Source organism: Acidovorax sp. SUPP3334 (genome assembly GCF_030159055.1).
In the GTDB taxonomy this organism is placed as follows: domain Bacteria; phylum Pseudomonadota; class Gammaproteobacteria; order Burkholderiales; family Burkholderiaceae_C; genus Paracidovorax.
Map to the genome: position 1 here is coordinate 1 of NZ_BQXQ01000003.1, position 25,678 is coordinate 25,678.

General features: G+C 66.6%; 17 protein-coding genes, 2 tRNA genes and 3 pseudogenes. 14 read left to right on the forward strand and 8 right to left on the reverse strand.

The window, feature by feature from the left end; genetic code table 11:
• Nucleotides 1-217: 217 nt before the first annotated feature.
• The 5 genes and pseudogenes from AVHM3334_RS23845 to AVHM3334_RS01810 all read left to right on the forward strand — a co-directional run.
• Nucleotides 218-388: pseudogene (locus AVHM3334_RS23845) on the forward strand (hypothetical protein); the annotation flags it as partial.
• A 313-nt stretch (nt 389-701) separates the two neighbouring features.
• Nucleotides 702-1,043, forward strand: a pseudogene (locus AVHM3334_RS01795) (beta-keto acid cleavage family enzyme); the annotation flags it as partial.
• 131 nt (nt 1,044-1,174) lie between these two features.
• Nucleotides 1,175-2,173 (forward strand): AraC family transcriptional regulator, encoded by a 999-nt coding sequence (locus tag AVHM3334_RS01800; protein ID WP_284409136.1) that lies wholly within the window; start codon nt 1,175-1,177, stop codon nt 2,171-2,173.
• A gap of 359 nt (nt 2,174-2,532) precedes the next feature.
• Nucleotides 2,533-3,615, forward strand: coding sequence for a zinc-binding dehydrogenase (locus AVHM3334_RS01805; RefSeq protein WP_284409138.1), 1,083 nt, complete (start codon nt 2,533-2,535; stop codon nt 3,613-3,615).
• A gap of 108 nt (nt 3,616-3,723) precedes the next feature.
• The gene (locus tag AVHM3334_RS01810) at nt 3,724-5,544 is read left to right on the forward strand and encodes a flavin-containing monooxygenase (protein ID WP_284409140.1); all 1,821 of its coding nucleotides are present in this window, start codon (nt 3,724-3,726) and stop codon (nt 5,542-5,544) included.
• 279 nt (nt 5,545-5,823) lie between these two features.
• On the opposite strand, the gene AVHM3334_RS01815 is transcribed toward AVHM3334_RS01810, so the two are convergent.
• The 3 genes from AVHM3334_RS01815 to AVHM3334_RS01825 form a co-directional block, all read right to left on the reverse strand.
• Nucleotides 5,824-5,899: transfer RNA gene (locus tag AVHM3334_RS01815), tRNA-Asn, on the reverse strand.
• A 63-nt stretch (nt 5,900-5,962) separates the two neighbouring features.
• Nucleotides 5,963-6,038 (reverse strand) — tRNA-Asn (locus tag AVHM3334_RS01820).
• A 91-nt stretch (nt 6,039-6,129) separates the two neighbouring features.
• Nucleotides 6,130-6,549, reverse strand: coding sequence for a YbaN family protein (locus AVHM3334_RS01825; protein ID WP_284409143.1), 420 nt, complete (start codon nt 6,547-6,549; stop codon nt 6,130-6,132).
• A gap of 85 nt (nt 6,550-6,634) precedes the next feature.
• Here AVHM3334_RS01825 and def point away from each other — a divergent pair, with 85 nt between their 5' ends.
• On the forward strand, nt 6,635-7,174 hold the full coding sequence (gene def / locus AVHM3334_RS01830) for a peptide deformylase (RefSeq protein ID WP_284409145.1): 540 nt from the start codon (nt 6,635-6,637) through the stop codon (nt 7,172-7,174).
• A gap of 162 nt (nt 7,175-7,336) precedes the next feature.
• Here def and AVHM3334_RS01835 read toward each other — a convergent pair whose 3' ends face one another.
• Together AVHM3334_RS01835 and map are read right to left on the reverse strand one after the other, a co-directional pair.
• Nucleotides 7,337-9,931, reverse strand: a complete 2,595-nt coding sequence (locus AVHM3334_RS01835) for a [protein-PII] uridylyltransferase (protein WP_284409147.1) — start codon at nt 9,929-9,931, stop codon at nt 7,337-7,339.
• A 175-nt stretch (nt 9,932-10,106) separates the two neighbouring features.
• The gene (map, locus tag AVHM3334_RS01840; protein ID WP_284409149.1) at nt 10,107-10,922 is read right to left on the reverse strand and encodes a type I methionyl aminopeptidase; all 816 of its coding nucleotides are present in this window, start codon (nt 10,920-10,922) and stop codon (nt 10,107-10,109) included.
• A gap of 220 nt (nt 10,923-11,142) precedes the next feature.
• Here map and purL point away from each other — a divergent pair, with 220 nt between their 5' ends.
• Nucleotides 11,143-15,156, forward strand: coding sequence for a phosphoribosylformylglycinamidine synthase (purL, locus tag AVHM3334_RS01845; RefSeq protein WP_284409150.1), 4,014 nt, complete (start codon nt 11,143-11,145; stop codon nt 15,154-15,156).
• A 97-nt stretch (nt 15,157-15,253) separates the two neighbouring features.
• Here the strand turns inward: purL and AVHM3334_RS01850 are convergent, their stop codons facing one another.
• Nucleotides 15,254-15,976 carry a class I SAM-dependent methyltransferase gene (locus AVHM3334_RS01850; RefSeq protein ID WP_284409151.1) on the reverse strand — a complete coding sequence of 241 codons (723 nt, stop codon included), beginning with the start codon at nt 15,974-15,976 and terminating at the stop codon, nt 15,254-15,256.
• A gap of 159 nt (nt 15,977-16,135) precedes the next feature.
• Between AVHM3334_RS01850 and AVHM3334_RS01855 the strand changes: the two genes are divergently transcribed.
• From AVHM3334_RS01855 to egtB, 4 genes and pseudogenes are all read left to right on the forward strand, one after another.
• Nucleotides 16,136-17,128: a DUF808 domain-containing protein gene (locus tag AVHM3334_RS01855; RefSeq protein ID WP_284409152.1), complete on the forward strand. Its 993-nt coding sequence runs from the start codon at nt 16,136-16,138 to the stop codon at nt 17,126-17,128.
• Nucleotides 17,129-17,181: 53 nt separating this feature from the next.
• Nucleotides 17,182-17,394: pseudogene (locus tag AVHM3334_RS01860) on the forward strand (OmpW family outer membrane protein); the annotation flags it as partial.
• Between the two features lie 393 nt (nt 17,395-17,787).
• Complete coding sequence (egtD, locus tag AVHM3334_RS01865; RefSeq protein ID WP_284409396.1) at nt 17,788-18,705, forward strand: L-histidine N(alpha)-methyltransferase; 918 nt, start codon at nt 17,788-17,790, stop codon at nt 18,703-18,705.
• Nucleotides 18,702-20,006 (forward strand): ergothioneine biosynthesis protein EgtB, encoded by a 1,305-nt coding sequence (gene egtB / locus AVHM3334_RS01870; protein WP_284409154.1) that lies wholly within the window; start codon nt 18,702-18,704, stop codon nt 20,004-20,006. The genes egtD and egtB overlap by 4 nt, the downstream gene beginning before the upstream one ends.
• A gap of 172 nt (nt 20,007-20,178) precedes the next feature.
• On the opposite strand, the gene AVHM3334_RS01875 is transcribed toward egtB, so the two are convergent.
• Both AVHM3334_RS01875 and AVHM3334_RS01880 read right to left on the reverse strand, forming a co-directional pair.
• On the reverse strand, nt 20,179-21,465 hold the full coding sequence (locus AVHM3334_RS01875) for an O-acetylhomoserine aminocarboxypropyltransferase/cysteine synthase family protein (protein ID WP_284409156.1): 1,287 nt from the start codon (nt 21,463-21,465) through the stop codon (nt 20,179-20,181).
• Nucleotides 21,466-21,738: 273 nt separating this feature from the next.
• Complete coding sequence (locus AVHM3334_RS01880; RefSeq protein ID WP_284409157.1) at nt 21,739-23,751, reverse strand: peptidase U32 family protein; 2,013 nt, start codon at nt 23,749-23,751, stop codon at nt 21,739-21,741.
• A 218-nt stretch (nt 23,752-23,969) separates the two neighbouring features.
• Here AVHM3334_RS01880 and AVHM3334_RS01885 point away from each other — a divergent pair, with 218 nt between their 5' ends.
• The 3 genes from AVHM3334_RS01885 to AVHM3334_RS01895 all read left to right on the forward strand — a co-directional run bounded on the left by AVHM3334_RS01885 (nt 23,970) and on the right by AVHM3334_RS01895 (nt 25,659).
• Entirely contained in the window at nt 23,970-25,106 is a 1,137-nt protein-coding gene (locus AVHM3334_RS01885) for a branched-chain amino acid ABC transporter substrate-binding protein (RefSeq protein WP_502869836.1), read from the forward strand.
• A gap of 101 nt (nt 25,107-25,207) precedes the next feature.
• On the forward strand, nt 25,208-25,405 hold the full coding sequence (locus AVHM3334_RS01890; RefSeq protein WP_284409161.1) for a hypothetical protein: 198 nt from the start codon (nt 25,208-25,210) through the stop codon (nt 25,403-25,405).
• 2 nt (nt 25,406-25,407) lie between these two features.
• Complete coding sequence (locus tag AVHM3334_RS01895; RefSeq protein ID WP_284409162.1) at nt 25,408-25,659, forward strand: hypothetical protein; 252 nt, start codon at nt 25,408-25,410, stop codon at nt 25,657-25,659.
• The last annotated feature ends 19 nt before the right edge of the window (nt 25,660-25,678 follow it).

Here is a 25,678-nt window from a genome sequence, read left to right on the forward strand (position 1 = left end):
GCGACCTTCCAATGTCAATCTGGCATTCTTATGGCTGTTCATCCGGTGGGATCCCTCTGTGACTCTGAAGCGTGTTAACTCCAGTTTCCCAGACCCATTCGGGTGAACAACCTATTGAGACATCACAACTAGCGGTGTCAAACGAACTGCCCCGAAGCCACTGACCGTCGTGAGGATCTCAAGCCTGAAGCCTGGGGAGACGTTGGCCGACGGCGCTGTGCGTCCAAGCAGCGGTAGCCTGAAGATCCGCAAGCGCAAGTTCGCCCATGGCACTGTTACAGAATGGATCTTCAATTGGACACGCGGCCGCAAGAGTTCTCGTCTCACCATCGGGCGTTACAGCCCGACGGAAACGGAGAACTGCTTCACTCTCTCTCAAGCCCGGAGCCAGGCTGCGCAGTTGCAGGCGCTGATCAGCGCGGGACAGGATCCGATGTTGCAGCGGGAGATCCAACGCGAGACGAAACGTGTGGCTGAGGCCATGGCGATCACGACGTTGCAGGAGGCTAAGGACAGAACCCTTGCCTTGGTGCTGGCTGCCTACATTGAATCGCTCAGGGCGCAGGAGAAAACCGATAGCGCCTCTGACGCAGAGAGCATGTTCGGCAACCACGTATTGAAAGCCTTTCCTGATCTTGCTGGGCTTCCGGCGGCAGCGATCCAGCCTGAACACATCTCGAGAATCCTGAGGCGCCTTGTAGACCGTTTTCGGTATCATGGGCGGCATCGGGGTGGATGCCGACAACGTGTTGTTCATGCGTCGAACGGCCGACAAACTGTTCGGCTAGGACTACGTCTGGTCGGTGCTGGCGGCGGGCCGCCATCAGATGCCGTTGATCACGCAGGGCGCGATGCTCGGCGGCAACGTCCGTGTCGGTCTGGAAGACAGCCTTTTCATCGGTCGGGGTGAGCTGGCCAAGAGCAATGCGCAGCAGGTGCTGAAGATCAAGGGCATTCTGAGCAGCCTCTCGCTGGACATCGCAACGCCGGCCGAGGCCTGCGAGATGCTCGCACTGAAGGGGGCATCGTCCGTGGCGTTCTGAGTCGCCGCGCGTGCTCAGGGATTCACCTCTCCGCGGAAGGGGCGTTTGCTGCCAAACTGCGCGGGCGCCGTGATCGCGGCGGCGGTGTGGGCTGCGCGAGGTGGCCCGAGGCAACGAAAGGTGGAACGGGTATGACGGGTCTGATCGCAGCCTCGGCGCTGATGCACTTCTCCGATTTGGTGGCCGGCCTGGGTGGCGATGCGAAAGCCATCATGCAGGCGCACGGCGTCGACCCAAGTGCGGCCGGCTGCGCCGAGGGCCTGCTGAGCTATTCGGCAGTGACCGCGGTCATCGGGCGCGCCGCGGTGCAGCTGGACTGTCCGGACTTCGGTATGCGCCTGGGACAGCGCCAAGGCATCGAAATCCTGGGTCCGGTAGCGCTTCTCATGCGGCATGCGGAGACGCTGGAAGATGCGTTGGAGGGCGTCTCACGCTACCTCTATCACTGTGCGCCGCCGGATGCTCTCGAACTGTGCCGGGGCTCTCGCTCGACGGCTTTCTCGCTGGAGATCGCGCCCTGGCAACTGGCACACCGCGACCAGACGGTGGAGAAGGGCCTGATGGTGGCCATGCAGGCGTTGCGGCTGGTGCTGGGCAAGGAGTTCGTGCCGCTGCGCGTGACCATGCAGCACAACCCGATCTCGACGCCTGAGACCTACCAGCACTACTTCGGCACCCGTGTCGAGTTCGGCAGCGATCGCAATGCCATTCATCTGCCCAACGAACAGTTGCACCGCGGCATCGAAGGCAGAGACCCCGCCGTACTGTCGCTGGCGAAGTATTACCTGGGCCAGATCGATCCCGTGCTGCCGCTGGCGGGCCGCGTGCAGCAGTTGATCCTGCGGATGCTGCCGGGCAACCAAGCCAACCTATCGTCGGTCGCACAGGCATTGCTTATCCACCCGCGCTTTTTGCAGCGCAAGCTGGCCGAGTCGGGTACGTCTTTCGAGGACATCCTGGACCAAGTGCGTCGTGACAAGGCCTGGTACCTGTCGGAGCGTGGACTTCAAGTCCGCCAGATCGCCAGCATGCTCGGCTACCACGAGCCGAGCAGCTATGCCCGTGCCTGCCGCCGCTGGTACGGAGAGTCACCCCGGCAGCTGATCGCGCGGCGCAGCCGCGGTCATTGAAGGCTCGCCCACAAGCGGATCCGCAACGCTGCGAGGGTAAGGCGCTCCACCTGCTCACACGTTAGCGAAAGGTCTTGCGCCAGCCCTCGCGGCCCGTCTGCCCCGGAAGGCGTGTCGCGAAATGTCAAGTATGAATCGCCAAATGACAAGACGCGTGGAAGTCGCCTGACCAGAATGACTCGGGTCCAGCCGCAAAGAAGCTGGGCCTCGAAACCGAATCAGGAGAAAAGACACATGACATCGATCCATGCGATCGGCGGGGCTGGCGACACCAGTCTCCCCGGTCACCCTACACGCCGCCTCGGGCTGCGCACCCTCTCACTAAGCCGCCGCAGCGCTTCTACGGTACGGAGGCGCATATGACGATGCGCGCCGTTGTGATGCAGGAGGGCCAGCTCTCCGTGAGCCACGTCGCGATCCCTCAGCCCGGGCCTGGAGAAGTGTTGGTTCGCACACTCGCCTGCGGCATCTGCGGCAGCGACCTGCACTGCGCCAAGCATGGTCAGCATCTGCTCCAGGCGGCATTCGAGGCCACCGGCCAGCGATTGTTCGACTACCACCAGCCCGTCGTCATGGGGCACGAGATCTGCGCCGAGGTCGTGGAGCACGGCGCTGGGTGCAGCCGTGCGCTAGCAGCGGGCGCCCGTGTCGTGTCGGCGCCCTTTTTGCTGCGCCAGCAGCCGGTGACCCTGGGCTTCGGCGGCATCGACACGCCCGGTGGCTACGCGGAGTACATGGTCCTGACCGAGGCCCTGCTGCTGCCGGTGCCCGATGGCATCCCGAACGACGTCGCGACCTTGACCGAGCCGCTGGCCGTTGCACTGCACGCGGTCAACCGGGGCGCCGTCGGCAGCCGTGACGTACCCATCGTCATCGGATGCGGACCCATCGGCCTGGCGGTGATCGCGGTGCTGCGCATGCGCGGCATCGGTCCGATCGTAGCGGCGGATTTCTCGCCGACGCGCCGCGCCATGGCCAGGGCCCTGGGCGCCGACGTGGTGGTGGATCCCCGCGACACGTCGCCCTTCGACTCGTGGAAATCGATGGCAGCCGCCACCGCACCCTCGGACTTCGGGCGGCAGACGGCAATGTTCCCGGGCTACGCCTTCCGGCCCGCGGTGGTGTTCGAGTGCGTCGGCAGTCCTGGCGTCGTTCAGCAGATTCTGGCCGGTGCCCCGCCCTCGTCCAAGGTCGTCGTTGCGGGCGTGTGCATGGAAACCGACAGCTACAAGCCCACGTTCGCGATCATGAAGGAAATCGACCTGGCCTTCTGCATGGCGTTCACGCCTGATGAATACGCCGAGGCCTTTTCGCTGCTGGCAACCGAGCAGATCCGGCTGGATTCGTTGATCACCGGCCACGTGGGCATCGAGGGTGTACAGGGCGCCTTCGATCGGCTGGCGTCGCCCGAACAGGACACCAAGATCATCATCGTCCCCTGACGATGTAAGAGGGGGTGGTGAGCGCCGCTCAACGCCTCCAGCGCCATTGACTATGCCATTTCACAACAACCAGGCCGGGGCCCGCGCGGCCCGAGGCGGAGACGCATCATGAACCCAGCCAACCCGGCAGACGCACCCACCCGCCAAGCCCTCGCGCTCGACGCAGCCGCATTGAGGCAGAAGTACGCGCACGAGCGCGACGCTCGCCTCAAACCCCAACGCAACGCGCAGTACATTGGCACCGACGCCGGTTTCGAGGCCCTGGAGGATGACCCGTATATCGAGCAGCCTCTCGTGCGCGAGGCCGTGGACGAGACCATCGACGTGCTGGTGGTGGGCGGCGGCTTCGGCGGCCTGGTCTGCGCAGCCAACCTGAAGAAGGCCGGCATCGATGACTTCCGCATCCTCGACAAGGCAGGCGACTTCGGTGGCACCTGGTATTGGAACCGATACCCCGGCGCGCAGTGCGACACCGAGTCGTACATCTACATGCCGCTTCTCGAAGAAACCGGCTATGTGCCGACGGAGAAGTACGCCCACGCGCCCGAGATCTTCGCGCACGCACAGCGCATCGCTCGTCATTTCGGGCTGTACGAGCGATCGCTGCTGCAGACGCAGGTCGCGGAGATGAACTGGGACGAAGCGACGCGCCGCTGGATCATTTCGACCGATCGGGGGGACGTGCTGCGCGCGCGCTACGTTTTCACTGCCAGCGGGCCGCTGAACCGGCCTAAGCTTCCCAACATTCCGGGCATCGAGCGCTTCAAGGGCAAGTTGTTCCACACCAGCCGCTGGGACTACGCCTACACCGGCGGCAACGCCAGTGGCGGCCTGACGGGCCTGGCCGACAAGCGCGTCGCCGTGATCGGCACCGGCGCCACGGCGGTGCAATGCGTCCCCTACGTCGCACAGTACGCCCAGCATCTGTACGTGATTCAGCGCACGCCCGTGAACGTGGGCGAACGTGGCAATGCGCCCACCGATCCGGCGTGGGCGAAGTCCCTGCAGGCTGGCTGGCAGCGCGAGCGCATGCACAACTTCAACGGATGGATCGAAGGCGTCAAGGCTGAAAAGGATCTTGTGGCCGACGGCTGGACGCGCCTTTTCTATGGCGTGCGTGCGGGCTGGATCCCTACGGACGGCACGCCGCTGACGCCAGAGATCGCGATGCCGTTGGCGGAGCAAGCGGATTTTCGGATCGGCTCGGAGTGGCGCGAGCGCGTGGCGCAGACCGTGAAGCGGCCTGACGTGGCCGACGGCCTGAAGGCCTGGTACGGGGTGCTGTGCAAGCGCCCGGCGTTCAACGACAACTACCTGCCCGCCTTCAACCGTGACAACGTCTCGCTCGTCGACACGCGCGGGGCCGGGCTCGACGAGATCGGTGAGCATGGGTTCACGCATGCCGGCGTCGAGTACCCCGTGGACTGCATCGTGTTCGCCACTGGCTTCGAGGTCGGCACTGATTACAGCAGGCGTTCGGGTTTCACGGTTCGCGGGGTGGGCGGCAAGACGCTGGCGCAACACTTCGAGAACGGCATGCGCAGCCTGCACGGTTTCTATGCGCATGGCTTTCCGAACTTCTTTTTTCTGGGCGTCGGGCAAAACGGCGTGAAGCCCAACTTCACCGACATGCTGACCGAGCAGGTTGAGCATCTGGTCGATCTCATCAATACCACGCGCAAGGTGGGCGCCACGCGCATCGAAGCCACAGCCAGCGCCGAGGCGGCTTGGCTGCAGACCCTGGTCGACAAATCGCAGATGGCCCGCGCCTACCTGGCTGCCTGTACGCCCAGCTACTTCAACGACGAGGGGGGCGACCTGAACAAGAGCTGGATCGCCAACAACTACGGTGGCGGCACGCTCGAGTTTGCCCAGTTGTTGAAGGCGTGGCGCGAGCGTGGCGACCACGAGGGCCTGAACGTCCAGTAGCCATTGTTCCGTGGACGCAAGCGTCGGGCCACCTCCAGGCCGGTGCTTGTCCGTCCGGCGAACGCCGACACTGCGCACCGGACCGTATTTGCCGCCCGTAATTTTTCCTTTTGATCCATTGGTGGCCAACTGCAACCGTTTCGTTGCCAAATTCCTACATGGCCGTACACAAATGGATCGTGACATGAATCGTGACAAGACTGGACTTCGATGTCGAAAAAGCAAAATACCCGCTATCGATAAGATAGCGGGTATTCCAGTTGCCATGCGGCTTGTAAGTGGCTCCTCGACCTGGGCTCGAACCAGGGACCTACGGATTAACAGTCCGGCGCTCTACCGACTGAGCTATCGAGGAATATTCGGTGTGTGACTAGCGATGTAAAAGGCCCTGCGTACACATGCAAGGCCTTGATGATCTTGGCTCCTCGACCTGGGCTCGAACCAGGGACCTACGGATTAACAGTCCGGCGCTCTACCGACTGAGCTATCGAGGAACAAGACTTAGATTATATACACAAAAAGTGAGCAAATTGCCGATAACTCACCCCGTTGGGCGACTACCAGCAGATGCGGCCCTGCATTCGTTCAGTGGCCCGGCTCCGGCCGTTGCCACAGCCACGCCAGCACGCACGCCATGCACAGGGACGCGCTGATGGCGACCCAGCGCGGCGCGTTGCCGAAGACGAGCATGGCAGCCGCCAGCGCCATGAGCGCGCTGGCGCTCCATTTGGCGCGGCGGCTTACCTGGCCTCCGTTGGCCCAGTCGCGCAGCATGGCGCCGAACACGGGGTGGCGCCAAAGCCAGGCATGCAAGCGCGGCGAGCTTCGGGCGGCGGCCCAGCCTGCCATGAGTATGAACACCGTCGTCGGCAGGCCCGGCACGAAGATTCCGATGACGCCGGTCACCAGGCTCAGCACGGCGAAGCACAGCAGCAACCAGCGCACGGGCAGGGGCAGCGGGGCAGGGCGCGGCGGTGGGGGCGAAGGCTCTGGCGGGGGCGGCATGTGCGGATTGTGCCTGCCGCTGTGCCACCGGCGGCGCTATGCTGCTCAGCACTTTCGACCTGGCGTCGGCTTTGTTTTTTGATCCATGACCGTTCAAACCATTCTCAAGATGGGTGACGCGCGCCTGCTGCGCGTGGCCCAGCCCGTGACCGAATTCGACACCGACGCGCTGCACCTGCTGGTGCGCGACATGCTGGAAACCATGGAGGCCGTGAATGGCGCCGGCCTCGCTGCCCCGCAGATCGGTGTCGACCTGCAGCTGGTGATCTTCGGCTCCGACCGCCTGAACCCGCGTTACCCCGACCGCCCCCTGGTGCCGCGCACGGTGCTGATCAATCCGCAGATCACCCCGCTGGGGGATGAAGAGGAGGAAGACTGGGAAGGCTGCCTGTCCATTCCCGGCCTGCGCGGCAAGGTGCCCCGCTGGACCCGCATCCGTTACCAAGGGGTTGATCCGTACGGCGACCCCATTGATCGGACGGCGGAGGGCTTCCACGCGCGCGTGGTGCAGCACGAATGCGATCACCTGATCGGCAAGCTGTACCCGATGCGGGTGCGCGATTTCACCCAGTTCGGCTTCACGGAAGTGCTGTTTCCCGAGATCGATGCCGCCGAAGACGATTGAGGCCCGAACGCGTTGGCGTTGGCGTTGGCGCTTTTAATGAAAAGTACCTCCAGCGCAATCAATACGACGGGAGTGTGCTATAAATTTTATAGCACACGAGTCGCCTGCAGGCAGTGATGCCGCTCGAGCATGCCGAGGCTGTCATCCACCGACGACCCATGCTTACTCCGAGAGCGCGTTCAGCAGTTCAGTTTCGATCTGGATCTGGCGCGCGTTGCTCTGCAGCTCGGGACCATGCACGAGGAAGGTGTCCTCCACGCGCTCGCCCAGCGTGCTGACTTTGGCCAGTTGCACGCTCAGGCGGTGGCGCGAGAGGATGCGCGCCACAAGGTAGAGCAGGCCGGCGCGATCGCTGGCGGAGATGTTGATGAGCCAGCGCTGGGCTTTCTCATCGGGGCGCAGCGTGACGCGCGGAGCGACCGGAAAGCTCTTCACGCGGCGCGATACGCGTTTGCGGCCGGGCTCCGGCAGTTCCGCGCTGCCGTCCTCGATGGCGCGGACCAGGTCGCTTTCCACCATGTGCGTGAGTTCTCGGTAGTGCCCCGCCTGCTCCGAAGCCACGACCTGGAACGTGTCGAGCGCGCAGCCGTCGTGGGCGGTGTGCACCCGCGCATCCAGAATGCTGAACCCCGCCCTGTCGAAGTACCCGCAGATGCGCGCGAACAGATCGGGCTGGTCTGAGGCGTACACCGTGACCTGAAGGCCTTCGCCCGCCAGCGATTGCCGTGCGCGCACCACCGTGCGCCCCGTGCCCACATGGCGCGACAGATGGCGCGCGTGCCAGGCGATATCGGCCGCCTCGTGGCGCATGAAGTAACCGACATCGAGCGTGTTCCACAACTTCTTGTGCGCCTCGAAAGGCTGTGCCTGAAGCGCGAGCATGACCAGGGCCTCGCGCTTGCGGGCTTCGATTTCGGCCGCGGCGTTGGGTGCATGGCCGCCCAGGGCGCGCAGCGTGGCGCGGTAAAGGTCTTCCAGCAGCTTGCCCTTCCAGGCGTTCCACACCTTGGGGCTGGTCCCGCGGATGTCGGCCACGGTCAGCAGGTACAGCGCCGTCAGGTGGCGTTCGCTGCCGACGCGCTGGGCGAAGGCGCCGATGACGTCGGGGTCCGACAGGTCCTGCTTTTGCGCGACCTGGCTCATGGCGAGGTGTTCGCGCACGAGGAACTCGACCAGCGCCGCGTCTTCTTCGTCCACGTGGTGCTGGCGGCAGAAGTGGCGCACTTCCTCGGCGCCGATCTTGGAGTGGTCGCCGCCGCGGCCTTTGCCGATGTCATGGAACAGCGCTGCCAGGTACAGCAGCCAGGGCTTGTCCCAGCCGCCCGCCAGTTGCGAGCAGAACGGGTATTCGTGGGCGTGCTCGGCCATGAAGAAACGGCGCACGTTGCGCAGCACCATCAGGATGTGCTGATCCACCGTATAGACATGGAACAGGTCGTGCTGCATCTGGCCCACGATGCGGCGAAACGGCCACAGGTAGTGGCCCAGCACCGAAGTCTGGTTCATGAGCCGCATCGCATGCGTGATGCCGGCGGGTTGCCGCAGGATCTTCATGAAGGTCGCTCGGTTCACCGGGTCGCGGCGGAAGGCGCTGTCCATCGCGCCGCGCGCGTTGTACAGCGCGCGCAGCGTGCGAACCGAAAGGTCCTTGAGCCCCACCGTGGTTTCGTAGAGCAGGAACGTTTCCAGGATGGCGTGGGGATTCTTTTCGTACAGATCGTCGCTGGCCACCTCGATCAGGCCGGCTTTTTCGAAAAAACGCTCGTTGATGCGGTGCAGTTCGTGCGTGGAGGGGCTGAGCCGCTCCTCGATGTTCAGCAGCAGCATCTGGCTGAGCTGCGACACGGCCTTGGCCGCCCAGTAGTAGCGGCGCATGAGCGTTTCGCTCGCGCGCATGGCCAGGCGCTTGCCGTCGGGCGAATGCGAGCGGTAGCCGAACGATTCGGCCACGGCGGTCTGCAGGTCGAACACCAGCCGGTCTTCGTGCCGCCCGGCGATGGCGTGCAGGCGCGAGCGGATGAGAAACAGCACCGCCTCGTTGCGCTCGATCTGGGCCACCTCGAAGGGCGTGGCCATGCCGTTGGCGGCCAGTTCACGCCAATCGCGGCCGAGGCCCGCGGCGCGGGCCACCCACAGCACCGTCTGCAGATCGCGCAGCCCACCGGGCGATTCCTTGCAGTTGGGCTCCAGGGAGTAGGGCGTGTTTTCGTATTTGGTGTGGCGCTGGCGCATCTCCAGCGTCTTGGCGACGAGGAAATCTTCGGCGTCCATCTGCGCGTCGTAACGCTGCTGGAATGCCGTGAACAGCGACGCACTGCCGCAGACGCGCCGGGCCTCCAGCAGCGAGGTCTGCACGGTCACGTCGGCGGCGGATTCGGTGAGGCACTCGCCCACCGTGCGCACGCTCGATCCGATCTCCAGGCCCGCATCCCAGCAACTGCCGATGAACGATTCGATGGGTGCGCACAACGCGCTGCCGGCAGCGGGCGAAGACCCGTCGGGCAGCAGGACGAGTACGTCCACGTCCGAATGCGGAAAGAGTTGCGCGCGCCCGTAGCCGCCCACGGCGAGCAGCGCCAGATCGTCCGGCATGCCGGCGCGCTGCCACAGCTGGCGCAGCAGCCGGTCCGCCAGGGTGGAGAGTTTGTGCAGCAGGGTGCGCACGCCGCGCGTGCTGGCGCCGGCCGATTGCAGCGACGTGAGCAAGGCCGCCTTGTCTTGGCGGTAGGCGTCGCGCAGGGTGTGCAGGTCGGTCATGGACGGCGGCAAAAGAGGTTGGCGCTGAAGGGGCAACATGGTTCTCAGGTTAGCACCGGACCGAAGCAAGAAGCGTGCGCTCCACCACCGCGCCGCCGGGTTTCTGGCCCGCCGACCGCTCGGGACGCGGGCGCTTTCAACACCCTGGCGCCCGTCGCATGATGTCTTGACGCCGTTACGTCTTGGTCGCGGTCACGAACGCGGGAGGCGGGGGCGAGCCCGCCGACAGCGTGAGCACTTCATACCCGGTTTCGGTCACCAGGACGGTGTGTTCCCACTGGGCCGACAGGCTGCGGTCCTTGGTCACGATGGTCCATCCATCGTTGCCGAATTCCTTCACTTCGCGGCGGCCGGCGTTCAGCATGGGCTCGATGGTGAAGGTCATGCCGGGCAGCAGTTCGTCCAGCGTGCCGGGGTAGCCGTAGTGCAGCACTTGCGGCTCTTCGTGGAACTTCTGGCCGATGCCGTGGCCGCAGAACTCGCGCACGACCGACAGGCCATGGTGCTCGGCGTATTTCTGGATCGCGTGGCCGACGTCGCCCAGGCGCGCGCCGGGTTTCACTTTCTGGATGCCGATCCACATGGCGTCGTACGTCAGGCTGCACAGGCGCTTGGCGGCGATGGAAACATCGCCGATCAGGTACATGCGGCTGTTGTCGCCGTACCAGCCGTCCTTGGTGATGACGGTGACATCCACGTTCATGATGTCGCCCTTCTTCAGGGGCTTGTCGTTCGGGATGCCGTGGCAGACCACGTTGTTGATCGACGTGCACAGCGATTTGGGATAGGGCGGGTAGCCCGGTGGCTGGTAGCCGATGGTGGCGGAGATGGTGCCTTGCTGCGCCATGCACTCGGCCGCGAGGCGGTCGACTTCATTCGTGGTCATGCCGGGCTGGATGTGGGGCGCAATGTAGTCCAGCACTTCCGAAGCCAGCCGGCACGCTTCGCGCATGCCGGCAATGCCTTCGGCGTCTTTGATGGTGATGCTCATGGGGCGCAATTATCCCATCGGCGCTTCGGCCGGCGCTCGCCGGGGCGAAGGCTTGCGCCGCGACCCGATCCGCCGCCGGTAAAATGCCGGGCTCAGCATTCTCCGCACCCCGTCGTGCCGGCCCCAGTCAGCGGCCGGCCGTTCCGGGGTGGGGCCGCACCCTTTCCATCACCAACAGGCCGCCGAAGTGATCTCGCCGACATCGTCCACGAAGCCCTCCTTGCACCTCAGCACGTTCGAAGGCGGCAACGCCCTCAGCGCCTTTCGCATGCGCCAGCTGCTGCCCCAGCTGCAAGCCATCCACGATCGCATCACGGGCATCGCTGCCCGCTTCGTGCACCTGGTGGCCACCGACGCGGTGCCCACCCCGGCAGAAACCGAGCGCCTGGCCGCGCTGCTGACCTACGGCGATCCCTACAGCGGTCCGGCGGACGGCCTGGCCATCGTGGTCACGCCGCGGCTGGGCACGGTTTCGCCCTGGGCGTCGAAGGCGACCGACATCGCGCGCAACTGCGGCCTGGCCATCCGGCGCGTGGAGCGGATCACCGAGTACCGCGTTTCGCTCAAATCCGGCCTGCTGGGCGGCACGCCTGCGTTGACCGACGTGCAGCGCGGCCAGATCGCCGCGCTGCTGCACGACCGCATGACCGAATCGGCCGTGGCGGACCGCTCCGGTGCCGCGGCGCTCTTCACCGAGCTGCCGGCAGCGCCGATGGATTTCGTGGATGTGCTGGGCGGCGGGCGGACCGCGCTGGAGTCCGCCAATGCCCAGTGGGGCCTGGCGCTGGCCGACGACGAGATCGACTACCTGGTGAATGCCTTTCAGGGCCTGGCGCGCAATCCGACCGATGTGGAGCTGATGATGTTCGCGCAGGCCAACAGCGAGCATTGCCGCCACAAGATCTTCAATGCGCAGTTCACCATCGACGGCGAGAAGCAGGACAAAAGCCTGTTCGCCATGATCCGCAACACGCACCAGTTGGCGCCCCAGCACACGGTGGTGGCGTACTCGGACAACGCCTCCGTCATGGAAGGCTCCCGCGTCGAGCGGTTCTTGGCAAAAATGCCATCCAGCGCAAGTAATACTAGGGCAGTGTGCTATGAAAAAAGTAGCACCACCCACCATGTGCTGATGAAGGTGGAAACGCACAACCACCCCACGGCGATCTCCCCGTTTCCCGGCGCCTCCACGGGCGCGGGTGGCGAAATCCGCGATGAGGGCGCGACGGGCCGGGGCTCCAAGCCCAAGGCGGGCATGACCGGCTTCACGGTGTCCAAGCTCTGGGGCGGCTGGAGCGATGAACGCGGCGGCAAGCCCGAGCACATCGCCAGCCCGCTGCAGATCATGGTCGAGGGCCCGCTGGGCGGCGCGGCGTTCAACAACGAATTCGGCCGTCCCAACCTGCTGGGCTACTTCCGCGAGTACGAGCAATCGGTGGCGGGCGTTGAGCGCGGCTACCACAAGCCGATCATGATCGCGGGCGGCCTGGGCACCATCGACGCGGGCCTGACGCAGAAGATCGAATTCCCCGCGGGCTCGCTGCTGATCCAGCTGGGCGGCCCCGGCATGCGCATCGGCATGGGCGGCAGCGCCGCCAGCTCCATGGCCACGGGCGCGAACGCTGCCGAACTGGATTTCGATTCGGTGCAGCGCGGCAACCCCGAGATCGAGCGCCGGGCGCAAGAGGTCATCAACCACTGCTGGGCGCAAGGTGCGGCCAACCCCATCCTTGCGATCCACGACGTGGGCGCGGGCGGCCTGTCCAATGCCTTCCCCGAACTGACCAACGACGCCGGCCGCGGTGCGCATTTCGACCTTCGCGCGGTGCAGCTCGAAGAGTCGGGCATGGCGCCCAAGGAAATCTGGTCGAACGAAAGCCAGGAACGCTACGTGCTGGCGATCGCCCCCGAATCCCTGGAGCAGTTCCGGGCCTTCTGCGAGCGCGAGCGCTGCCCCTTCGCCGTGATTGGCACCGCCACCGAGCACCGCCAGCTGGTGCTGGAAGACACGGCCGCGCCGTCCGCCGGGCAAAAGCACCCGGTCGACATGCCGATGGAAGTGCTGTTGGGCAAGCCGCCCAAGATGCACCGCGACGTGGCCACCGTGCAGCGCCAGTTCGCGCCCATCGACCTGACCGGCGTGCCGCTGCAAAAGGCCGTGATCGACGTGCTGGCCCACCCCACGGTGGCCAGCAAGCGCTTTTTGATCACCATCGGCGACCGCACGGTGGGCGGCCTGTCGCACCGCGACCAGATGGTCGGCCCCTGGCAGGTGCCGGTGGCGGACTGCGCCGTCACGCTGGCCGACTTCCAGGGCTTCGCCGGCGAAGCGATGAGCATGGGCGAGCGCACGCCGCTGGCCGCCATCGATGCGCCCGCCTCGGGCCGCATGGCCGTGGCCGAGGCCATCACCAACCTGCTGGCGGCCCCCATCGAGCTGCCCCGCGTGAAGCTCTCGGCCAACTGGATGGCCGCTTGCGGCGAGCCCGGTGAAGATGCCGCGCTGTACGCCACCGTGAAGGCCGTGGGCATGGAACTGTGCCCGGCGCTGGGCATTTCGATCCCGGTGGGCAAGGATTCGCTGTCCATGCGCACCCAGTGGAAAGACGAAAACGGCGCGAAGAAGGTCACCTCGCCCGTGAGCCTGATCGTGAGCGGCTTCGCCACGCTGGCCGACGTGCGCGGCACGCTCACGCCGCAGCTGGACGCGGTCGAAGACGACACCACGCTGGTGCTGATCGACCTGGGCCATGGCAAGGCGCGCATGGGCGGCAGCATCCTGGGCCAGGTGCTGGACCAGAGCGGCGACGTGGTGCCCGACCTGGACGACGCCCAGGACCTGGTGCGGCTGGTCGATGCCGTGAACGCCCTGCGGGCCAAGGGCCAGATCCTGGCGTACCACGACCGCAGCGACGGCGGCCTGCTGGCCACGGTGGCGGAGATGGCCTTTGCCGGCCATGTGGGCGTGGCGCTGAACGTCGATCTGCTCGTGACCGAGGGCGACGGCATCAGCGACAGCCGCATGGAAACGGGCGATGCCAAGAACTGGGCTTCGCAGGTGAGCGCGCGCCGCGAAGAACTGACGCTCAAGGCGCTGTTCAACGAAGAGCTGGGCGTGGTGCTGCAGGTGCGCACCGCCGAGCGCAACGACGTCATGCAGACCCTGCGCGAGCACGGGCTGTCCAAGTGCAGCCACTTCATCGGCAAGACGCGGCCCGCCTCGTCCGCCATGGACGCCGGCAAGGGCGAGCTGCAGGTGTGGCGCGATGCCAAGAGCGTGTTCAGCGCCACCCTGTCCGACCTGCACCAGGTGTGGGACGCGGTGAGCTGGAAGATCACGCAACAGCGCGACAACCCCGCCACGGCCGATGCCGAACACGCGGCGGCCGGCGTGCCTGCCGACCCCGGCCTGCACGTGGCGCTCACGTTCGACCCGGCCGAGGACGTGGCCGCGCCGTTCCTGAACCTCGCGCGGCCCAAGGTCGCCATCCTGAGAGAGCAGGGCGTCAACTCGCACATCGAAATGGCCTATGCCTTCAACGAAGCCGGCTTCGAGGCCCACGACGTGCACATGACCGACCTGCAATCGGGCCGCGCCCGCTTGTCGGACTTTGCCGGCGTGGTGGCCTGCGGCGGCTTCAGCTACGGCGACACGCTGGGCGCGGGCATCGGCTGGGCGCGTTCGATCACGTTCAACCCCGTGCTGTCCGAGCAGTTCCAGGGCTTCTTCGGCCGCAAGGACACGTTCGGCCTGGGCGTGTGCAACGGCTGCCAGATGTTTGCCGAACTGGCCGACATCATTCCCGGCGCCGAGGCCTGGCCGCGCTTCACCACCAACCAGAGCGAGCGCTTCGAGGCCCGCCTGTCGCTGGTGGAAGTGCTGGAATCACCGAGCCTGTTCTTTGCCGGCATGGCGGGCAGCCGCCTGCCGATCGCCGTGGCGCACGGCGAGGGCTATGCCAACTTCAAATACCGCGGCAACCCCGCGCAGGCGATTGCCGCCATGCGCTATGTGGACCACCACGGCGCCGCGACCGAGCAATACCCGTTCAACCCCAACGGCAGCGCGGGCGGCCTGACGGCCGTGACCACGGCGGACGGACGTTTCACGGCCATGATGCCGCACGCGGAACGCGTGTTCCGCAACGTGCAGATGAGCTGGACCAGCGGCGACCGCAGCGCGCTGAGCCCATGGATGCGCATCTGGCGCAATGCCCGCAAGTGGGTGGGCTGAGCCAGGGAGCCAGGGATACCGCTTCGGCCCGGCTTGACGGCATCGGCACCCTGGTTCGCCAGGGTGCCGATGTTCTTTGGGACATCCCCCGGTCGGGTCAGGCCTGGGGGCGCTGGTAGATCAGCAGCCGGCCCTTGTAGGCGGGTGCGTCCAGCACCGCAGCCTGATCCAGCCGCTCTTCCTGCAGGCCGAAGCCTTGCGCCGCCATCTGCTTGCTGAACGCGGCGCGGTTGCCGCGGTCGGGGTCCACGATCCAGATCTGCGCCTGGGGGCTGGCGTGCCGGTCGATGAACTGGGCGAGGCTGGCGCGGGCATCGCGCTCATACAGCAGGTCGCTGCCCATGATCAGATCGAAGAGCCCATGCACGGGACCGCCGTGGGCCTGCGCCAGCGGGCTTTCCAGGGCTTCGGGCGGGCCCAGGGCCTCGCCGCTGCCCCATTGGCCCTGGCGGTATTTCATGGGGGCCATGCCGTTCAGCAGCAGGTTCTCGCGCAGAAAGCTGCCTGCCAGCGGGTGGCAATCGCTCGCGGTGACGTCGGCACCCCGGCGGTGGCACACCAGGCTGGCCAGCGCCAGGCCGCAGCCCAGTTCCAGAATGCGTTCCCCGGCCTGCACCGGCCGCGACACCATGCGCGCGGCCAGTTGGGCGCCAGAGGGCCAGAGCAGGCCGAAGAGCGGCCAGGCGGCCGAGGAGATGCCCAGGGTTTCTGCGTCGCCGAAGGGGTCGGAGAACTGCTGGCGGTCCAGCAGCGATCGGATGATGAGGTTGTCCGCGCCGGCAATGGCGATGGATTCTTGCTTGGTCAGGTAGCCTGGCATGCGGCGCACGAAGAGCCCGCGTGAAGGACCCCGGTATCGGTGGGAGGGCCGCCAGTATGCGCCCTGCGCCGACACGGGCGCCTTGCGGGGCGTTGCTATAGTGGGCGCCGCCCGGCCTGCAGGCCTTCTTTCTCTCCCTCGAATTTTTTAAGGATTCCCATGGCCGGTGCCAGTCTTTTGACGCTGCTCGACGATATCGCGACCGTTCTGGACGACGTGGCGCTCATGACCAAAGTGGCCGCCAAGAAAAGCGCCGCCATGGCCGATGACGTGTCGGCGATGACCAAGGTCGCGGCGCAAAAGACGGCCGGCGTGCTCGGCGACGATCTGGCGCTGAATGCCCAGCAGGTGACCGGCGTGCGCGCCGAGCGCGAGATTCCGGTGGTCTGGGCAGTGGCCAAGGGCTCGCTGGTGAACAAGGCGATCCTCGTTCCGGCCGCGTTGCTGATCAGCGCGTTCATCCCCTGGGCCGTCACGCCGCTGCTCATGGTGGGCGGCGCTTTCCTGTGCTTCGAGGGGGCCGAAAAACTGGCCCATCGTTTCCTGCACAGCCACGATGCGCCCAAGGAAGAGGCTGGCCGCGAAGCGCATGCCCTTGCCAACGCCAACCCGGCAGTGGACATCGCCGCGTTCGAGAAAGACAAGGTCAAGGGCGCGGTGCGCACCGACTTCATCCTGTCCGCCGAAATCATCGCCATCACGCTGGGCACGGTGGCGAGCGCGCCGTTCGGCCAGCAGGTGGCGGTGCTGGCCGGCATCGCGATGATCATGACGGTGGGCGTGTACGGCCTCGTGGCCGGCATCGTGAAGCTGGACGATCTGGGCCTGTGGCTCACCGGCAAATCCAGCCGCGCCGCGCAGGCGATTGGCCGGGGCATCGTCGCTGCCGCGCCGTGGTTGATGAAGGTGCTGTCGGTCGCGGGCACGGCCGCCATGTTCCTGGTGGGTGGCGGCATTCTGGTGCACGGCGTGCCGTTCGTGCACCACGCGGTCGAGGGCCTGGCGGCATCGGCCGCGCAGTGGCCGGCGGGCGGACTGTGGCGCGTGCTCGTGCCCAACCTGCTCAATGCGGTGGTGGGCATCATCGCGGGCGCCATCGTGCTGGCGGTGGTGACGCTGGTGCAGCGCATGCGGGGCAAGGGCGCGCACTGAGCGAGCGCCGCTGCGGCAGAAGGGGCAGAAGGGGCAGAAGGGGCACAACGTGCGTGCGCCTGCCCGCCGGGGTGAGCATCGACAAGAGCAGCTGGGGCGGCGCGCTGCAGGTCGGCGTGGACATTCCGCTCACCAAGAACCTGGTGCTCAATTTCGATGTGAAGAAGGTCTATATCCAGACCGACGTGTTCGGCGCCGGCGCCAAGCTGGGCACGTTCAAGATCGATCCCGTGCTGGCCGGCATCGGCCTGGGCTGGCGGTTCTGATCGCCGTCCGCCGCGTGCCCGCAGCGGGCCGCTGATCGCCTGGTGGGGCAGGGCCGGCGCATTGCGCCGGCTTTTTTTCGCGGGTCCGCGTTGCGCGGCGGGCTCAGGGGAAGTCCCGGCTCACTGCGCTGGCTCTTCCGGTTTGCCGCTGCCTGGTCGGCGAAAGGCCGTGCGGGGCCGTGGACGATTCCGTCCGGTCCGCTCCGATCTTGTGCGACGGAGGGGATGCCGGGCGCAGTTGCGGACGTGTCCTACACCCATTTCGCGGGGCGTCTGCAATCCTCTGTTACATGGCGTTCGCCAGGTTGCCGCAGAGCGGCCCCAGAATGGCCAGGCATTGCAGCGCTGCCGCAAAGGCGCGCCGTGATCCGACAGACCCCCAGCCAGAGCGCCATGCAGAACACACCGCACCACGACGTCATCCAGGGGCTGGCCAGCCGTCCCGCGTGCATTTCACCCAAATATTTCTACGACCAGCGCGGCTCGCAACTGTTCGAAGAAATCACCCGGCTGCCCGAGTACTACCCCACGCGAACCGAACATGCGCTGATGCGACAGCACGGCGACGATCTGGCCCAGGCCGTGGGGCAGGGCGGCACGGTCATCGAACTGGGAGCGGGCAACTGCGAGAAGGCGCGCACGCTGTGCCGGCTCTTGCAGCCCGAGCGGTTCGTGGGCGTGGACATTTCGGCCGATTTTCTGCGCGAGGGCGTGGCCCGGCTGTGCCAAGATCTGCCTGGGCTGAAGGCCCACGCGGTGGCGGGCGACCTGACCCGCACCATCCATTTGCCGGCGGACATTCCCCGGGAGCGGCGGGTGGTGTTCTACCCGGGTTCGTCGATCGGCAATTTCGACCCCCCGCAGGCGCTGGACTTGCTCAAGCGCATGCGGGCGCTGGTGGACGACGACGGCGCGCTGCTGATCGGCATCGACCTGCCCAAGGACGTGCAAGTGCTGCAAGCCGCCTACGACGACGCAGCGGGCGTCACGGCGGCGTTCAACCGCAATGTGCTCACCCACATCAATCGCCTGATCGGCAGCGACTTCGAGCCCGAGGCGTGGGAGCACCGCGCGTTTTTCAACGGCGAGCAGTCGCGCATCGAAATGCACCTGGAGGCACGCGACGGTGTCCAGGTGCGCTGGCCCGGCGGTGGCCGCGAATTCGCTGCAGGCGAGCGCATCCATACCGAAAACAGCTACAAATACAGCCTGTCGGCTTTCCAGGAACTGCTGGCGCGCGCGGGCTTCTCGCGCGCCCACGCCTGGACCGACGACCGGGGCTGGTTCGCCGTGGTGCACGCACAGCCATGAACCTCGCCACCCGCCTCTCCCACGCCGTGACGCCCGGCACGCTGGGCGCCCGCTACTCCGAAGTGCGCCGCGCTTCCATGGCGCTGGCCCTGCCGCTGTCCGACGAAGACTGCTGTGCGCAGTCCATGCCCGATGCCAGCCCCGTGAAATGGCACCTCGCGCACACCACCTGGTTCTTCGAGACCTTCATCCTGGAGCCGAACGAGCCCGGCTTCGCTCCGTTCCATCCGGCCTTCCGGGTGATCTTCAATTCGTACTACAACGGCGTGGGCGACAAGCACCCCCGGCCGCAGCGTGGCCTGCTCACCCGCCCGGCGCTGCCGCAGGTGCTCGCCTACCGCGCCGACGTGGATGCCCGCATGGCACGCCTCATGGCCGACCGGCCGGACGATGCCGCGCTGGCTTCCCTGGTCGAGCTCGGGCTGCAGCACGAGCAGCAGCACCAGGAGCTGATCCTCACCGACGTCAAACACCTGCTGTCGTGCAGCCCGCTGTGGCCCGCCTACCGCTTGCCCGGCCATGCCGCGGCGCAGCCCGCGCAGTCGCCCACGGGCGGCACGCCGCTGGCATGGCATGCCTTCAACGGCGGGGTGTGCGAGATCGGGAACCCCGGCAGCGACGGCTTCGCGTTCGATAACGAGAGCCCGCGCCACCGGGTGTACGTGCAACCGTTCGAGCTGGCCTCGCGTCCCGTCACCACGGCGGAATACCTCGCTTTCGTGGAGGACGGCGGTTACCGCGATCCCGCCCACTGGCTGGCCGAGGGCTGGGACTGGTGCCGGGCGCAGGCGCTGGAGCACCCCATCTATTGGCGGCGCCAAGGCTCGGCGTGGCATGAGTTCACGCTGGCAGGACCGCGGCCGCTGCAGCCCCACGCCCCTGCGGTGCACCTGTCGTACTACGAGGCCGATGCCTACGCCCGCTGGGCCGGGGCGCGCCTGCCGACCGAAGCCGAATGGGAAGTGGCCGCCACGTTGCAGGGCGCAGACCCGTCCAGCGGACACTTCGCCGACAGCGGTGCGCTGCACCCCCGGCCCGCGTCCGATGCCGGGCGGGGCCTGGCCCAGTTGTTCGGCGATGTCTGGGAATGGACGCAGTCCAGCTACGCGGCCTACCCCGGGTTCCATGTGGCCGAGGGTGCCGTGGGTGAATACAACGGCAAGTTCATGGTCAACCAGTACGTGCTGCGCGGTGGATCGTGCGCCACGCCGCCGGGGCACGTCCGGGCGACCTACCGCAACTTCTTTCCGGCCACGGCGCGTTGGCAGTTTTCGGGCCTGCGCCTGGCGCGCGACCTTTGATGCACGCTGAATTGCTATTATTTTTATAGCTGTCAGCGCATGATTCCCTAGGGGGAGAGGCCAAAAAGACCTCAAACCCTTCGGACGGCCCCCGGTGGCGTTGTCCATGGCGCCTGGCAATGCCGTGGTGGTAGCACCGACCGGCAGCACATGTCTCGCGTGCCGGCGCGCCTTACACCGCGTCGAGCGCCTGTGCCAAATCCGCCTGCAGGTCGTCGATGTGCTCGATGCCCACCGACAGCCGCACCATGCCTTCCGTCACGCCGGCCTTGGCCAGCTCTTCGGCATCCAATTGGCGGTGCGTGGTCGATGCGGGATGGGTGGCCAGCGAGCGTGCATCGCCGATGTTGACCAGCCGCGTGAAGAGCTGCAGCGCATCCAGGAAGCGCGCCCCGGCCGCCCGCGGATCGGCTGCGCCGTCCGTGCGAAGGCTGAACGACAGGATGCCCGATGCCCGCCCACCCAACTGGCGCTGCACCAGGGCATGGTCGGGGTGGTCCGGCAGGCCGGCATAGCGCACCCATTCCACTTTCGGATGGCTTTGCAGCGCGCGGGCGATGGCCAGCGTGTTCTCGCAGATGCGGTCCATGCGCAGCGCGAGCGTCTCGATGCCCTGCAGGATGAGGAATGCGTTCTGCGGTGCCAGGGCCGCGCCGGTGTTGCGCAGCGGCACCACGCGCGCGCGGCCGATGAAGGCCGCCTCGCCCAGCGCCTCGGTATAGACCACGCCGTGGTAGCTCACATCGGGCTCGTTCAGTCGCGGAAAGCGCGCCTTGTGCCTGGCCCAGGGGAACTTGCCGCTGTCCACGATGGCGCCGCCCACGCTGTTGCCGTGGCCGCCCAGGTACTTGGTGAGCGAGTGCACCACGATGTCGGCGCCGTGCTCGATGGGCCGCAGCAGGTAGGGGCTGGGCACGGTGTTGTCCACGATCAGCGGCACGCCGTGGTCGTGCGCCACCTTCGCCAGCGCCGCGATGTCGGTCACGTTGCCCAGCGGGTTGCCGATGGACTCGACGAAGATCGCCTTGGTCTTGGCGTCGATCAGTTTGCCGAAGCTGGCCGGATCGCGGGCGTCGGCGAAGCGGGTGGTGATGCCTTGCTGCGGCAGCGTGTGGGCGAACAGGTTGTAGGTGCCGCCGTAGAGCGTGCTGGCCGAGACGATGTTGTCGCCGGCTTCGGCGATGGTCTGGATCGCATAGGTGATCGCGGCCATGCCCGAGGCCACGGCCAGCGCGGCGATGCCGCCTTCGAGTGCCGCGACGCGCTTTTCCAGCACGTCGTTCGTCGGATTCATGATGCGCGTGTAGATGTTGCCCTGCACCTTCAGGTCGAACAGGTCGGCGCCATGCTGGGCACTGTCGAAGGCGTAGGCGACCGTCTGGTAGATGGGCACGGCCACGGCCTTGGTGGTGGGGTCGGGCGACTGCCCGGCATGGACGGCGAGGGTTTCGATCCGCATGGTCTGTCTCTTTCTGGGTGACGGGAACAAGGTGCGTCGGATACAGGCGTGGCCTGCCCAACGCGGTGCGGGCCATTCTTGCACCGCACGCCCGGCGTCCGAACGACGCATTGGCTGTGTGCTTATGCGCGCACCGTCGCCGGGGCGCTGGCGCTGGGCTCCGGGCAAGGCCGGGCCTGCGACCGGCCGGGCCCGCGGTTGTCTCGTTCTCTCGTTCGGTCGTTCTCGCGCGCCGTGGCCGTGCGCTCGCCGGCCGGCCATCTCATCTGTGCTTTATGCGGTGGTGGCTTTGCCCGCAGCCGGGCGCGTGCGATAGAACTGCATGGGCACGGCCTGCATGTCCTTGGCGTGCTGGTTGATCACCGACTTCTTCATCTTGCCGACCACGTGCATCTCGCACGGCTTGCAGTCGAAGCGCAGGGTGAGCTTTTCCTTGCCGTTGATGAGCTGCAGCGGCTCGGCCTTGATCGTGCCCTTCACGCCGATCACGCCCTTGGCCTGCTTGGGGCACAGGCTCATCGAAAAGCGCACGCAGTGCTTGGTGATCATCAGGCTGACTTCGCCTTCCTCTTCCTTCGACTCGTAGGCCGCGTCGATCACCTTCACGCCGTGCTTCATGTAGAAGTCGTGCGCCTTCTGGTTGAACACATTGGCCAGGTACGTGAGCGTGTCTTCGGGGAAGGGCGCCGGCGGCTGCACCGGCTCGGCGCGCGGCAGGCGCACCAGACCGGCGGCACGGGCGGATTCGAGCGCGGCCACCGCGTCGCGGCGCAGCGGGTTCAAGGCGGAGGCCGGAATGAACCAGGGCTGAGAGAGGCTCACAGCGATGTCGTGCACGGAGAACACCGTGGCGCCGAAGCGGCCCAGCTGCTCGCGCAGGGTGGCCTCGGCCTGGGGCCCGTCGGTGGCGGGCTGGTGCGGGTGCACGATGGCCGCGCTGCCGACGAAGCCGTCCTCGTCGGTCAGCGTGAGATCGAAGCCATCGGGCGTTTCGGACAGTTGCGCCCACAGGCCGATGCGCCGGTCGCTCGACTTCTTGTCGAGCGTGCGCACCCAGTCCATGTCGCGGTTGCGGTTGATCTCCAGGCCACGGCGCAGGTCCTTGAACCCGGCGATGGGGTCTTTGGGAAACACGCGCCACAGGCCCTTCCTGGCGTTGACGGCCTCGGCGCGGTTGATCTGCAGGCCGACCAGTTCCTTTTGCAGGTCGTAGTAGCACAGGCCGTCGCCGTTGTGCAGCACGGTGTCGGGGCTGGACAGTTCGAGTTCGGCGAAGTTCTCGCCCACCTTGGTCACCCAGCCGATGGCACGGCCGGGCGTCTTGGGCGTGTCGAACGCGCCGATGTCGTCCTTGCGGCCATTGACGAAATAGTCGGTGAACTCGCGGTTGAAGTTCTGGTCCGGATCGGGCGTGAAGGTGAAGGTCGTGCGGCCCGACGATGACCGCGCCAGCGGCTCGGCCGAGAACTCGCGCTGCTCGATGATCTCGTCCAGCAGCTTGCGGTAGTGCGCCGTGATGTTCTTCACGTAGCCCATGTCCTTGTAGCGGCCTTCGATCTTGAAGCTGCGCACGCCGGCGTCGATGAGCGCGGCCAGGTTGTCGCTCTGGTTGTTGTCCTTCATCGACAGCACGTGCTTTTCGTGGGCGATGATGCGGCCGCTGCTGTCCAGCACTTCGTAGGGCAGGCGGCAGGCCTGGTTGCAATCGCCCCGGTTGGCGCTGCGGCCGGTGTGCGCATGGGTGATGTAGCACTGGCCCGAATACGCCACGCACAGCGCGCCGTGCACGAAAAATTCGATGGTGGTGCGTGCCGGGCCGGTGGCGGCGCGCACTGCGGCGATCTCCTGCAGGTCGAGTTCGCGCGCCAGCACGATCTGCGACAGCCCCGCGTCCTGCAGGAAGCGGGCTTTCTCGGGCGTGCGGATGTCGGTCTGGGTGCTGGCGTGCAACTGGATGGGCGGCAGGTCCAGCTCCAGCAAGCCCATGTCCTGGATGATGAGCGCGTCGGCCCCGGCGTTGTACACCTGCCAGGCCATTTGCCGGGCGCCTTCCAGTTCATCGTCGCGCAAGATCGTGTTGAGCGTGATGAAGATGCGGCTGTGAAAGCGGTGGGCGTGGTGGATCAGGCGCTCCAGGTCGCGCAGATCGTTGCCTGCGCCGGCCCGGGCACCGAAGGCCGGGCCGCCGATATACACGGCGTCGGCCCCGTGGTTGATGGCTTCGATGCCGATGTCGGCGTCGCGGGCCGGGGAAAGCAGTTCGATCTGGTGGGGCAGCAGGGACATGGGGCGCGATTATCCCAGCGGGCGCTGCCGGTGCCTACCCGCCCAGGGCTGGGCAGCCCGGCATTAGCACCGCGAATGCCCCGCAATCTGCACTGCATTGGTGCGGTTTATCCCGAAATCGGTGCGCGGCGCGGCTAGCATACGCACGCCTTGCCGCCGGCCCTGGCGGTTTTTTGACAAAAAGGATGGAGACTTTGACCGTGCCGAATGCTTCCCGACTGTGTTTTTCCCTGCGCGCCACCGCGCTGGCCTGTGTGGCCTTTGCCGCCTCTGGTGCCGCCATGGCCCAGGATGTGCAGACCGTCAAGATCGGCCATGTCGGCCCCCTTTCGGGCGGCATCGCCCACATCGGCAAGGACACCGAAAACGGTGTGCGCATGGCGGTGGACGACCTCAACGGCCGGAACCTGGTCATCGGTGGCAAGAAGATCCGCTTCGAACTGGCCGCCGAAGACGATGCCGGCGACCCGCGCCAGGCGACGGGCGTGGCCCAGAAGCTGTGCGACCTGAAGGTGGCGGGCGTGGTCGGCCACCTTCAGTCGGGCACGTCGATTCCCGCGTCCTCCATCTATGACAAGTGCGATCTGCCGCACATCACGGCAGCCGCCACCAATCCGGATCTGACCAAGCCCGGCTACAAGACCACCTTCCGCCTGATCGCCAACGACAGCGCACTGGGCGCGGCGCTGGCGCTGTATGCGGCGGACCACCTCAAGCTCAAGACCGTGGCGATCATCGACGACCGCACGGCCTACGGCCAGGGCGTGGCGGCGGTGTTCAAGGCCACGGCGCTGCAAAAGGGCCTGACGGTGGTGTCCGAGGAGTTCACCAACGACAAGGCCACGGACTTCATGGCCATCCTCACCTCCATCAAATCCAAGAAGCCGGACGGCATCTTCTACGGCGGCCTCGATGCCCAGGCCGGCCCCATGCTGCGCCAGATGGAGCAGCTGGGCCTGGGATCGGTGAAGTATTTCGGCGGCGACGCGCTGTGCACCGAGAAGCTGCCCGACCTGTCGTCCAAGGCGGCCGTGCTGAAGAACGTGACCTGCGCCACCGGCGGTGCCTCGGTCACCAAGATGCAAGGCGGTGCCGACTGGAAGAAGCGCTACGACGCCAAGTTCCCCGGCCAGTTCCAGATCTACAGCCCGTATGCCTACGACGCGGCCATGGTGCTGGTGGACGCGATGAAGCGCGCCGACTCGGTGGACCCCAAGGCCTACACGCCGTTTCTGGCCAAGACCCAGTACAAGGGCGTGACCGCCAACATCGCGTTCACGCCCAAGGGCGAGTTGACGGCCCCGGCCGTCACGCTGTACCACTACCCCGCGAACGCGCGGGTGGCGCTGAACTGAGCCTGGCGCTGATGTCCGGGTAGCGCATTCCAGCAGCCCGGCTGCCCGGCTGCCCGGCCAGCGTGGGGGCGAACGGCGCGGCGGGTGGGTTATTCGTTACAGTGGCGGCTTCGCCCGATGCCGCCGCCGATGCCCTGCCTTTCGCGATTTTTTCTGAGGTTCCGGCCCCTGAACGGGGCCTTCGGGCGTTGGCGCTGCGCGCGGCTGTCGCCCGGGCCGGCGATGGCGGCGCGGCGGGCTCGATCAACGTCCGGCACGGCGCGATGCCGCTGCCGCTCGCGCAACACACGGAGAACTGACCATGCGCATGGGATTCGGATTGGTGGGCCTGCTGGTGGCCCTGGCGATCGTCGCGGTGCTGGTGAAAAGGCAGATGGGCGCCACCCGGGTTGCGGTGCCGGTGGTTTCGGTGCCGGGCGCGCAGCCGCCGGCCAGCAGCGCCTCGGCCACGACGGTGCGCGAACAAAGCCAGCAGGTGCAGCAACAGGTCAAGCAGCAGGTCGAGGCCCTCATGCAGCAGGCCCGGCCCATGCCGGAAGACGAATCCAAGTGAAATCGGCCTCCCGCCCTAG